Annotated in this window: 6 protein-coding genes and 1 pseudogene; 3 read left to right on the forward strand and 4 right to left on the reverse strand. The window is 66.1% G+C overall.

The features are described 5' to 3' along the window. Window positions 1–14: 14 nt before the first annotated feature. A complete protein-coding gene (gene creC / locus AMD14_RS14940) occupies window positions 15–1,463 on the reverse strand; it encodes a two-component system sensor histidine kinase CreC (protein ID WP_011051874.1) in 1,449 nt (482 codons plus the stop codon). 48 nt (window positions 1,464–1,511) lie between these two features. Beyond that, on the reverse strand, window positions 1,512–2,216 hold the full coding sequence (gene creB / locus AMD14_RS14945) for a two-component system response regulator CreB (RefSeq protein WP_171843843.1): 705 nt from the start codon (window positions 2,214–2,216) through the stop codon (window positions 1,512–1,514). Window positions 2,217–2,345: 129 nt separating this feature from the next. Here creB and AMD14_RS14950 point away from each other — a divergent pair, with 129 nt between their 5' ends. From AMD14_RS14950 to mfd, 3 genes are all read left to right on the forward strand, one after another. Beyond that, window positions 2,346–3,254, forward strand: coding sequence for a 23S rRNA (adenine(2030)-N(6))-methyltransferase RlmJ (locus AMD14_RS14950; RefSeq protein ID WP_003488534.1), 909 nt, complete (start codon window positions 2,346–2,348; stop codon window positions 3,252–3,254). A 390-nt stretch (window positions 3,255–3,644) separates the two neighbouring features. Next, window positions 3,645–4,187, forward strand: a complete 543-nt coding sequence (locus AMD14_RS14955; RefSeq protein WP_011051876.1) for a GNAT family N-acetyltransferase — start codon at window positions 3,645–3,647, stop codon at window positions 4,185–4,187. Window positions 4,188–4,619: 432 nt separating this feature from the next. After that, window positions 4,620–8,084, forward strand: coding sequence for a transcription-repair coupling factor (gene mfd / locus AMD14_RS14960; RefSeq protein ID WP_011051877.1), 3,465 nt, complete (start codon window positions 4,620–4,622; stop codon window positions 8,082–8,084). A gap of 71 nt (window positions 8,085–8,155) precedes the next feature. Here the strand turns inward: mfd and AMD14_RS14965 are convergent, their stop codons facing one another. Next, window positions 8,156–8,941: a hypothetical protein gene (locus AMD14_RS14965; RefSeq protein WP_045713596.1), complete on the reverse strand. Its 786-nt coding sequence runs from the start codon at window positions 8,939–8,941 to the stop codon at window positions 8,156–8,158. Further along, window positions 8,832–12,301, reverse strand: a pseudogene (locus AMD14_RS24720) (hypothetical protein). Before AMD14_RS24720 ends, AMD14_RS14965 begins: the two are co-directional and overlap by 110 nt. Window positions 12,302–12,374 lie beyond the last annotated feature (73 nt).

Below are 12,374 nucleotides of genomic sequence, written 5' to 3' on the forward strand. Positions count from 1 at the left end.
GCCACCGCGGCAACTCAGCCGATCGGCAGGCGCAACACCGCACGCGCACCGCCACCGTGGCGATTGCCCAGCGTCACGTCCCCGCCATGCAGGCGCGCGACCTCGCGCACGAACGGCAAGCCAAGCCCGGAGCTGCGCTGGCCGGTCTGCGGACGTGCCAACGAATAGAACCGCTCGAAGACGCGCTCGAGCGCGTAATCGGGCACGCCGCTGCCACGGTCTTCGACCACCAACTCCCAGCGTCCATCGTGCAGCCGCGCCCGCAGGCGCACATGGCTGTTTTGCGGCGAAAACGCGATGGCGTTTTCGAGCAGATTGATCAGTGCCTGTCGCAGCAGAAAACCATCGCCAAGTACGTGGTGACCGCCTGACGCGCCAGGCCCCGCATCCACCTCCACGGTGACGCCCGCCGCCGCGGCACGCAGCGCCACTGCGTCCGCTGCAGCCTGCAGCAGCCCGTCAATACCGACGCGCTCGCGCTTCTGCAGCCAGCCGTGCTGCTCCACCTCGGCCAGTGCCAGCAGCTTGTCGATGGTTTCGGTGAGCCGGCGCTCCTGCGCGCGGATGGTGGCAACGAAATGCTGGCGGTCGGCCTCCGGCAGTGGCTCGGCCAACAACTCCGAGGCACCGCGAATCGCCGCCAGCGGGCTTTTCATCTCGTGCGTCAGCGACTGCACGTACTGCTCTACATACGCCTTGCCTTCCAGCTTGCGGCGCATGCTCTCCAGCGCCTGGCCCAGATCGCCGATCTCGTCGCCACGCGGTTCGGGCGGCGGTACCGGGATGCCGGCGCTCACCGCCTGCGCATAGCGATTGAGCCGGCCGATGCCACGCATCAACCACCAGGTCATCAAGATGCCGATCAACGCTGAAATGCCGATCAACCAGGCGCCGCGCTGCAGGATGTTGCGCTGGCTGGCCTCGATAAACGGGTCGATGCTGCGATTGGGCTGTGCCAGGGTCAGCACGCCGATCAGTTGCCCGGGGTCATCCGGTGCGTAGATCGGCGCGGCCACATGCATCACCGTGGCGGCGGGGTCGCCATCGATCTCCGGGCTGGAACGCGCGCCATATTCGCCGCGCAACGTGCGGTAGACATCGTTCCAGCGCGAGTTGTCGCGGCCCACGTCGCGGCCAAGCGAATCGAACACCACCACGCCGCGCGCATCGGTGACGGTCACGCGGTAATCCACCGTGTTCTTGCGAAAGCGCCATACCCATGCCTTGGGGTCGCGCTGCTGGGCCCTGGCCACGTTGCGCGCGAAGCGGCCATCGGCAAGCGTGCCGGCAGCCAACTCGCTACTGGCGACTTCTGCCAGCACATTGGCCGCATCCACCAGCGTGGATTCCATCGCCTGGCGCACCCCCGGCTTGACCTCGTTGACGAACACGCGCATCACGAAGAACGCGGCCAGGCCCACGATCAGGAAGAAGCCCAGAAACAGCTTGAGACCAAGCCGCATGTCAGCCCGCGGCCTCGCTCAGTTCACCAAGGAAGTGCCGGCGCATGCCTACACTTCCAGCGCGTAGCCAAGGCCACGGTGGGTGCGGATCGGGTCGACCGGCACGCCGGCCAGGCGCAGCTTGCCGCGCAGCGTCTTGATGTGGGTGTCGACGGTGCGGTCGGCACTGTCGGCGCTGGCGTCCCAGCCGCGGTCCATCAGCTGCGCACGGCTCAGGATCGCACCAGGGCGCTGCAGCAACGCTGCCAGCAATGCGTATTCGTAGCGTGTCAGCGGCAGCAGGGTCTCGCCGTAGCGGATGCGGCTGCCCTCGCGGTCGATCGCAAACGCGCCGTGCGGCTGCCAGCCCAATTCGGCCGCCGCGCCCGCATGGCGTCGGCGCAGGCGCGCACGCACGCGCGCCACCAGCTCGCGCGGCGAGAACGGCTTGGCCATGTAATCGTCGGCGCCGAGCTCCAGGCCAAGCACGCGGTCGATCTCGTCGTTGCGCGCGGTCAGGAAGATCACCGGCACCTCGCTGAAACCGCGCAACGTGCGGCACACCTCGAATCCGTTGATGTCCGGCAGGCCCACGTCGAGGACCACCACATCGGCCGGATCGGCGCGCAGACGCGTCAGCGCATCGCGGCCCAGCAGGCAATGCTCAGGCGCGTAGCCTTCGCTGCGTAGTGCGTAGAGCACGGTATCGGCAATGGCGGCTTCGTCTTCGACGACGAGCACGCGGGCGGCAGACTCTGACATGCCGCGCAGCATACCGGCATGCGGGCACCGCCTGCAGGACGAGGTGGTCCACGCACGGCATGGCACGACGTGACGTGCGCTTGCGCCGCGTCGCCCGGAATGGGCAGCAACAAATCGCGCCGCAGCCTCTACACTGCCGCGATGAACTATCGCCACGCCTTCCATGCCGGCAACCATGCCGACGTGCTCAAGCACATCGCCCTGCTTGCCCTGATCGACACCCTCAAGCGCAAGGAGACACCGTTCTTCGTGCTCGACACGCACGCCGGGCGCGGCCGCTACCAACTCGGTGGCGAAGAGAGCCGCAAGACCAACGAAGCCGATGCCGGCGTGATGCGGCTGATGGCAGAGGCCAGCTTGCCCGAGGTGGTCGAGCGCTATCTGCGCGCGGTGCAGGCCGACAACCAGTCCACGGCCCGCCACGCCACGCCCGGCCAGAAGCCCACCCGCCCCACCGCCGGCATCCAGCTCAACTACTACCCCGGCTCGCCGCTGCTGGCTGCGCAAGCGCTGCGCGAGCAGGACCGCATGGCATTTTGCGAGCTGCAGCCCGACGAAGCCGAGGCGCTCAAGGCCCTGTTCGCGAGGGACAGCCGGGTGCGCGTGCACGCCGGCGACGGCTACGCGGCAATCCGCGCCTTCCTGCCGCCGCGGGCTGGCGAAACCAAGATCGGCCGCGGGCTGGTGCTGATCGACCCGCCCTACGAATCGCAGGACGCCGAATACCCGCAGATCATCCATAGCGTGCGCGAGGCGCTGGCGCGCTGGCCGCAGGCGATCTGCATGGTGTGGTACCCCATCAAGCTGCGCCGCAGCCTGCAGCCGTTCATGCGCAAGGCCGCCGCGCTGCCGGCCAAGTCGGTGCTGGTCGCCGAGCTGCAGGTGCGCCCGGACGACTCGCCGCTGCGCCTGACCGGCAGCGGGCTGCTGATCGTCAACGCGCCCTGGCAGTTCGACCAGGTGCTGGCGCCGGCGTTGCCGGTGCTCAAGCAGCATCTCGGCGAGCCCGGCGCCTCGACCCGGCTGGAGTGGCTGCGCCAGGACGGCTGAGCCGGCAGAGGTGTGCACCTCCCCATCGTGGTGGGTAGGCCCGCGTCGTCGTTGCACCGCTGCAATGGCCAGGGCCGCGCGGGCCGCGTCGGCGACATAGCAGTTGTCGCGAGCACCTTCGGCGCAGCGCAGACAAGCGGGCGCTGCACCGGATACGCATGTCTCAGGAAGCCGGGCCGGGTGACGAAGGCCTTCCGGCGGCCCAGCTGCTTGCACTCGCTGCCATAGTGCGCGCCACATCACGCTCACGACCGGCTCACGGCTCCGCTCGTTACAGTGGTGTGGGAAGCACTGCCACCTCCCTGTCGGCTCCCGGCGGCACACCGGATTCATTCACGGTTGCGCGCCGGGCTGGTGCCAGAATCTTCCGATCTTTAAGGAACACCGGTCATGGCCATTCGCAATCGCATGCCTCCCTGGCATGAAAACTTCAGCCTGCCCAATGGCCGCACCCTTCTGCTTCGCCCGATCCGTCCCGAGGATGGTCCGCCGCTGCAGGGAGCTTTCAGCCTGTTGGGACCGGAGGAAATTCGCGCGCGCTTTGTGCGCTCCTCTACCGAAATCACCCCGGAGATGGTGCAGCGCCTGACCCATCCCAATCCCAAGAGCGAGATCGTGCTGGTCGCCGCCGAGCAACTGCCGCCCGGCGAAGCGCTGGTCGGCGCGGTCGCGCGCGCCGCGCTGGTACCGGGCACCCGCCAGGCGGAATACACCATCCTGGTCAGCAGCTTCGTCGCCGGCCAGGGGCTGGGACGGCAGCTGATGCGCAAGCTGGTCAAGTGGGCGCGGCGCAAGTACCTGGATTGCCTGTTCGGCGATGTGCTGCAAAGCAATGTGCCGATGCTGCAGTTGGCAGAATCGCTGGGCTTCAAGCCGCAGGCGCATCCGGAGTCGCCGGAGCTGGTGCGGATGGTGTTGGCGCTGGATGCTTGAGTTGCCGGGATTCGGGATTCGGGATTCGGGATTTGGGATTTGGGATTTGGGATTTGGGATTCGTAAAAGCGGTTTAGCTTGTGGTTTGCTGCGGTCCTTGCCCACTCGCCATCGCAGGAGTCGGTGCAAGTAAGTCTTCGTAGGTGCAATGCCGCTCTCCTTGGCCGCCAGCGCCCTTAAGTAGTGCGGCGTCCTCACCGATTGCGGGACCGTTGGCGGCCTGGATGCCGCCATCGCGCCTCCATGGATGGATTCACGGCGTGTCCCGCAAGCGGTGAGGGCATCGCGCACTCGATCAACGCGGCTTTTGATTTTCTAGACGCCGCACGGCTTACGTTACGGTCAACCACGGAACACCTTCCTGCGCGCGCCCACCGCCTTTCACGCCAGATGGACCGGCCACGGCAGGGGCTCTGATAAAATCGCCGGCTGATGCCGTCGCCTACCTTCCCCTCTCCGCCGCTGCCCAAGTCCGGCCAGCTCCGCGCCTACTGGCGCGCGCCATCCTCACCGACTGCGCTGGCATGGTCGATTGCGCGGGCAGCCGAGGCGCATGCCGGCCCGCTGCTGGTGATCGCCCGCGATAACCAGAGCGCGCACCAGATCGAAGCCGACCTGCATGCCTTGCTCGGCGAACACTCGGCGCTGCCGGTGGTGCCGTTTCCCGATTGGGAAACCCTGCCCTACGACCAGTTCAGCCCGCACCCCGAAATCATCAGCCAGCGTCTGGCCGCCCTGCACCGCCTGCCCGGCCTGACCCGCGGCGTGGTGATCGTGCCGGTGCAGACCTTGCTGCAGCAGCTGGCTCCGCTGAGCTACATCGTCGGCGGCAGTTTCGATCTCACCGTTGGCCAGCGGCTGGATCTGGATGCGGAAAAGCGCCGCCTGGAAAGCGCCGGCTACCGCAATGTCCCGCAGGTGATGGACCCGGGCGACTTTGCCGTCCGCGGCGGCCTGCTCGACGTGTTCCCGATGGGCGCGGACACGCCATTGCGGGTCGAGCTGCTGGATGAGGATATCGATTCGATCCGCGTGTTCGACCCGGAATCGCAGCGTTCGCTGGACAAGGTGGACGCGGTCAAGATGCTGCCTGGCCGCGAAGTACCGATGGACGATGCCAGCATCGAGCGCGTGCTGGCCTGCCTGCGCGAACGCTTCGACGTGGATACCCGGCGCAGCGCGCTGTACCAGGACCTGAAATCCGGGCTGGCGCCGTCGGGCATCGAGTATTACCTGCCGATGTTCTTCGCCAAGACCGCAACGCTGTTCGATTATCTGGACAAGCGGGTACTGCCGGTGATCGCCACTGGCGTGTCCAATGCCGCCGACGCATTCTGGACCCAGGCGCAGAACCGCTATGAACAGCGCCGCCACGATGTGGAACGCCCGCTGCTGCCGCCGGACGAGCTGTACCAATCGCCGGATGCGCTGCGCGAGCGGCTCAACAAGCTGGCGCGTATCGAAGTGTGGGCCAGCGATCATGCGCGCATCGACGAGGCCGCTCCGCTCGGCGACCAACCGTTGCCGCCGCTGCCGGTGGCTGCCAAAGACGCTCCCGCCGGTCAGGCGCTCGCATCGTTCCTGAGCCATTACCCGGGCCGCGTGCTGGTCGCTGCCGATTCGGCCGGCCGCCGCGAAGCCTTGATGGAAGTGCTGGCCGCCGCGCAGTTGAAGCCGGAGCTGGTCGCCGATGTGCCGGCGTTCCTGGCCGGGACGCTGCGGTTCGGCATTACCGTGGCGCCGCTGGAAGACGGCTTTGCACTGGATCAGCCGCAGATTGCGCTGCTGACCGAACGCCAGCTGTTCCCGGAACGGGCCAACCAGCCGCGCCGCGCGCGCCGGGTCGGACGCGAGCCGGAAGCGATCATCCGCGATCTGGGCGAGCTGTCCGAAGGCGCACCGATCGTGCACGAGGACCACGGCGTCGGCCGCTACCGCGGCCTGATCGTGCTCGATGCCGGCGGCATGCCCGGCGAATTCCTGGAAATCGAATACGCCAAGGGCGACCGGCTGTATGTGCCGGTGGCGCAGCTACATCTGATCAGCCGGTATTCCGGCGCCTCGGCCGAGACCGCGCCGCTGCACTCACTGGGCGGCGAGCAATGGACCAAGGCCAAGCGCAAGGCGGCCGAAAAGGTCCGCGACGTCGCCGCCGAATTGCTGGAAATCCAGGCGCGCCGACGCGCGCGCGCGGGTCTGGCGTTGCAGGTGGACCGGGCGATGTACGAGCCGTTCGCGGCCGGATTTCCGTTCGAAGAAACCGGCGACCAGCTTGCCGCCATCGATGCGACGCTGCGCGATCTGGGCAGCAGCCAACCGATGGACCGTGTGGTGTGCGGCGACGTCGGTTTCGGCAAGACCGAGGTTGCGGTGCGCGCCGCCTTCGCCGCCGCCAGCGCCGGCAAGCAGGTCGCCGTGCTGGTGCCGACCACGTTGCTGGCCGAACAGCATTACCGCAATTTCCGCGACCGGTTCGCCGATTACCCGATGAAGGTGGAAGTGCTTTCCCGCTTCAAGAGCACCAAGGAAATCAAGGCAGAACTGGAAAAGGTCGCCAGCGGCGACATCGACGTGATCATCGGCACGCACCGGTTGTTGCAGCCGGACGTGAAGTTCAAGGATCTCGGGCTGGTGGTCGTCGACGAAGAACAACGCTTCGGCGTGCGGCAAAAAGAAGCGCTCAAGGCGATGCGTGCCAACGTGCATCTGCTCACGCTCACCGCCACACCGATCCCGCGCACGCTCAACATGGCCATGGCAGGCCTGCGCGATCTGTCGATCATCGCGACCCCGCCGCCGAACCGCCTGGCGGTGCAGACCTTCATTACCGCGTGGGACAACACACTGCTGCGCGAGGCCTTCCAGCGCGAACTCAGTCGCGGTGGTCAGCTGTATTTCCTGCATAACGATGTGGAAAGCATCGTGCGCATGCAGCGTGATCTCTCCGAGCTGGTGCCGGAAGCGCGCATCGGCATCGCGCATGGGCAGATGCCCGAGCGCGAGCTGGAACGGGTGATGCTGGATTTCCAGAAGCAGCGCTTCAATGTCTTGCTGTCGACCACGATCATCGAATCGGGCATCGACATTCCCAATGCCAACACCATCATCATCAACCGCGCCGACCGCTTTGGCCTGGCGCAGCTGCATCAGTTGCGCGGCCGCGTGGGTCGCTCGCATCACCGCGCCTACGCGTACCTGGTGGTGCCTGACCGGCGCTCGATGACCTCCGATGCAGAAAAGCGCCTGGAAGCGATCGCCTCGATGGACGAGCTCGGCGCCGGCTTCACCCTGGCCACGCACGATCTGGAAATCCGCGGCGCCGGCGAATTGCTGGGCGAAGACCAGAGCGGCCAGATGGCCGAGGTCGGTTTCAGCCTGTATACCGAACTGCTCGAGCGCGCAGTGCGCAGCATCCGCCAGGGCAAGCTGCCCGACCTGGACGCCGGCGAAGAAGTGCGCGGCGCCGACGTCGAGTTGCATGTGGCCTCGCTGATTCCCGAGGATTATCTGCCCGACGTGCATACGCGCCTGACCTTGTACAAGCGCATTTCCAGCGCACGCGACACCGATGCGCTACGCGAACTGCAGGTGGAGATGATCGACCGCTTCGGCCTGCTGCCGGACCCGGTCAAGCATCTGTTCGCCATTGCCGAGCTCAAGCTGCAGGCCAACGCGTTGGGCGTGCGCAAGCTGGATCTGGGCGAAAACGGCGGGCGGCTGGTGTTCGAGGTCAAGCCGGCGATCGACCCGATGACCATCATCCAGATGATCCAGAAACAGCCGAAGATCTACACGATGGACGGCCCGGACAAACTGCGCATCAAGCTGCCGATGCCCGAAGGCGCCGACCGTTTCAATGCCGCACGCGGCTTGTTGGCGGCGTTGTCGCCGGGGTAAGCAAACACCCGCGTCTGCGCATGCAACCAGCGGCAGTGCATGCCGCGTAAGCCGCAACTGCAGAACGGTTTTTACTGCGAAGGCGATGCGCGCAATGCGATGACGCGGTACTGGCCCTGATCGCCATAGCGCGCGCCCTTCTTCTCGACAACGGCGCAGAGCCGGTCTGCGCCACATGGCGCCAGGTCGGCGCGGGCGACGCGATCCAGATACCCAATCTCGGCACGATGCTGCGCGGCTTGGGCCAAGCCAGCCTGTGCGGCCTTCAGCGCGTAGGCGGCGCCACCCACGCACAGCAGCGCCCCGATGATGATCACACTCAAGCCGATCCACATGCGGCGAGTGACCATTGCTTGCAGGGATTGCTGTGCTTGCGCATACCGATGGGTTGCATGCTGGAGCGTCTGGTCTGCATCAACCATCTTCTTGTTGAAGCGTGTGACTGCCGGTTCCAGAGACTGCGTCAACGCCTGGTTGCTCAGTTGCGTCAGCCGAGGCAGTGCATCCTGCACGACCTGACTGACGCGTTGATCGGCGCGGTTGGCCGCTTGCTGTAGCAGCTGCAGCTGCTGGCGCACCAGATCTTCCAGGGCCTGCTCTCGCCGCTGCAGCTGGCCGATCAGTGCCGCCATCGCCTGGATCGAGTCCCGCATTGCGTCTTGCGCATCTTCGCTGTATCGCAACGGTGAGGTGTTCTGTATGTCCATGGTCGCCTCTTGAGAATTCAACTCGCCGCACGGGGCTGCGCTAACCACCTCCACCACCTCCACCACCTCCACCTCCGCCACCTCCGCCACCTCCACCTCCGCCACCTCCACCCCCTCCACCCCCTCCACCACCGGCTCCACTGCCGCCATCTCCACCAGGAGTTCCGCCTGGCGGGCTGCCCTGCATTGCAGGCCCGTGCGCGAACTGCGGCAGTGTCATCACCATCACCGGGCCACGGCTGGTCTGCACCTCTGTCGAGACGTCCATGTTCAGTGCCTGGCGCGTACTCCCTGCTCCTGGGCTTCCTGCATCGCCTGTGCATCCAGAAACTCATGCCCTTGTTTGGCAAGGGCCTGGCTGTAGGGGCTGTTGGCGACCCGTTTCAAGGCCTGTTCGATCGCCAGTTCGTTCTTGCAGTCGATGGCGTACAGCAACTCGTCCACATCCGGATCGCCAGTGATGCTTTTACGCTGGGGCTGCGGCCGATCTTCCTGCTCGCCAGCGGCAAGAGACTGTGGCGCGGTGTCGGCCGGCGGGGCGCGGGGTGGTCTCAGTCCAGAGGGGCCATCCGGATCGTACCCATCACGTAATTCCAACTCGGTAAACGGCCGCTCACCACGGTCCACGCGCGCCTGCCGCGCTTCTGCGACGCGGTTTTCTGTTTCGAGCTCCTGTTCGAGTTGGATGCGCAGCTCACGCATGGAGCGCTCTATTTCCTCCCAGGAGTTCGGATCGGCGGGCACAGCGGCAGGACGGTCGTGCTCATCTGCCAGGGACGCGGAAAGCGGCTCGCGCGCATCGGCCGCGCCCTCGGGGGCCTCGGCGGAGCGGCCAGCGCTCGGTAGGTCCAGTGATGGCCCTGTCGCTTGCGCGAGGTGTGCGGACACTGGCAACGCTGCCGCGGGATCTGGTGCTTCCAGTGCTTGAGCCTGTGGCGTGCGCGCCTCTTGCTCGTCGCGCTGTTCTGCGGCCACCGCGGTGGCGAACGATGGCGCGGAAGGCGGGAGCGCCGCCTGGGCCAGGTATGCGTCCGCCGGCTGCTCGGGCTGCTGAGCAGGTGCATTTTGCTGCGCATCCGAGGCTTGCGCCGTCATCGGCCGTTGGCCGCTGTGCAGGTCCGCAACCTGCTGCTGATTTGCCGGTGCTGACTGCGCGATCGCCGCGCTCTGCGCTGTCTGCTGCTGGGCTTCCTGCGGGCGCTCTTCTTGCGCGTGTTGGCTTTGCGGCCGCTGCTGCGCTACGTCGGATGCCTGTGCTTGCGCAGGCTCTGCCAACTGCGCCTGGGGCCGTTGGGCGAGGTCATCCGGGGTAGACCGCTGCTCGGGCTGGCGCGGCGATGTGTCTTGCGCATGGAGCGAAGACGGCTCGTGCGAGACGGCCTCATTCTCCGGCTCTTGCTCGCGTTGTGGAGCCGCTTGGGCATGCAGCGGCTGTTGCTCGGGATGTTGCGCATCCTGCGCTTGCAGGCGTTCCTGCTGGCTCTGCTGGGCGTCCTGTGCCTGGCGTGTTTGCTGCTCGCGCTGCTGCGTCTGCTGGGCCTGCTGCTGCGCTTGTTCGCGCTGCTGGGTGTCGTGTGCCTGCTGCTGGACGTGTTCGCGTTGCTGGACAGCCTGTGTCTGGCGTTCTTGCTGCTCCAGCTGTTGCGACTCTTGCCGGCGAAGCTCCTGCAATGCATGCGCCTGCAGCGCCTGAGCGTCCTGCGCTCGGTCTTCGTGTGAGGTCTGCTCGTGCAGCGTGTGCGCGCGTGCCTGCGCCAGCTGTTGGTCTTGCGCTTGTCGGTCCTCCTGCTGCCGTTCCTGACGCTCCTGCGCGGCGCTGGCCGCCTGGCCCCGCGCCTGCACGTCGAGGGCATGCTGGTTGGAAGGGGCGGAAGACGACGTGTCCGCATCTGCGGATCCGTCCGACGAGCGAGGCGCAGCGGCCAGCTGCTGTGTGGGGGCGGCCGGTTGCTGCCGCGCCTGCACATCCCGCAGCGCCTGGCGGATGTCCTCGCTGCTGGTGACCGCTGCAATACGCTCTACGCCATCGGGGCCGCGTTGCAGATGCGCAATCGGGCTATCGGCGCCAAAGGCGCCACCAGGCCCGCGCTGCAACTGCATCGCGCCGTCGCCGGCAAGTCCCTCTGCCTCGCGGGTGCGTTGCGTCGCCAGTTCGATCGCTTCACGCCACTGCGGCTGCAACTCGGTGCCGACGATGCGATAGCGGTAGAGCGTCTGCTCGCCCTGTATGTCCTGCGGAGACTACGGATCCTGCGGAGCGGGCGCATCTTTGAGGGCGAGCGCTGCAGCGGCATTGGTGGCCTGGTAATTGAGTTCGCGTGCCTTCTCGTAGCTGGCGACGATGGGCATGGCTGTGGGGTTGTCTACCCCGTCGTTGGTGGTGTCGGCCTTGCCCTCGCGCGCCCAGGCGGTGCCGTTGAACGACCACTGGGTGCCGGCGCGATCGGTCTGGGTGTAGATGGCGCGGTTGTCGAGCAACGCGGCGGCCTTCTCGCCAGCGGTACTCAAGAAATACGCATCGGCTGCGATCAGCACCATCGGCCCGGCGCCCGAGCTGCCCAGCGCGTAGGCAGCTGCGGTACCGCCGGCCCAGCCACCGACATTGCGGCCGGCGAAGTGCGCAAGCTCCGATTGCGCGGCCAGCGGATTGTCTTGGCCGAGTAAGTGTGTGGCGCGCTGGCCGGTCATCACCGTGTCGGCGGCGGTGGCGAGTAGGCCGGCAGTGCGTAGCGCTTGGCCTGCGGAAAGATCGCCGGCAAGTAGCTCGGCGGTGGTGAAGCCGCGTTGCGACAGCGGGGTATACGACGGATGCGGGATGGTGGCTACGCTTTGGCGAATGCCGCGCGCAGCGCTGCCTATGTTCGTCGGCGTGTCATCCAATACTTGCTTGACCAAGGCCGCATTGGACTCGGATAACCGCACACGCCCGGCGTCTTCGGCGTGCGCGATGGCCATGCGGAACTCTTCGCGACCGGCGATTTCTCGGGTAATGGCATCGGGCTCGCCTGGGACGGCGACCAGATTTTTGCCGGTCGTGCGTGCGTCATCGATCACCTTGACGATGCGCTGCTCGGAGTGGGTGATGGCGAACCATTCGGATTCGACGTTGCTCATGGCGCGCAGCGTCTTCAGCTGGTCGGCGTGAGTGGTGCGGTATTGCTCGTACTCGGAGAGCGTGCTGCGGTTTTGCGCGTTGGCCTCCGCCTTGGTCAAGCGATCCGGAGTCGTAGCGAACATATCGCCATTGATCAGGGCGACTTTGAGGGTATCCTGCAGGTCGTGGACTTGGGCGGCGACGCGCTTCAAAGCAGCAGCGTCATTGCGCATGGCGGCGTCGCCGTCTGGGGAGTCAAGGATATCGTTCAGGGTGTCGTTAATTCCATCCGTATAAGAACTTCTCGTTCTCCCCCGGTGTGGCGAGGTTTCAAGCTTATCAGCCAGGTCGCCCTCTACTGGAAGGTAGAGCCGATTGGTCGATACATCCTTGTCGATCAAGCCATGCTCGACCAATTTATTAAGAAGCCGATTTCTGAGAAAAGTACTGTTTTCAATGACGTGGTGACTTTGAAGAATGACATTGCTG

The sequence above is a fragment of the Xanthomonas citri pv. citri genome (assembly GCF_000961215.1).
GTDB lineage: Bacteria > Pseudomonadota > Gammaproteobacteria > Xanthomonadales > Xanthomonadaceae > Xanthomonas > Xanthomonas cissicola.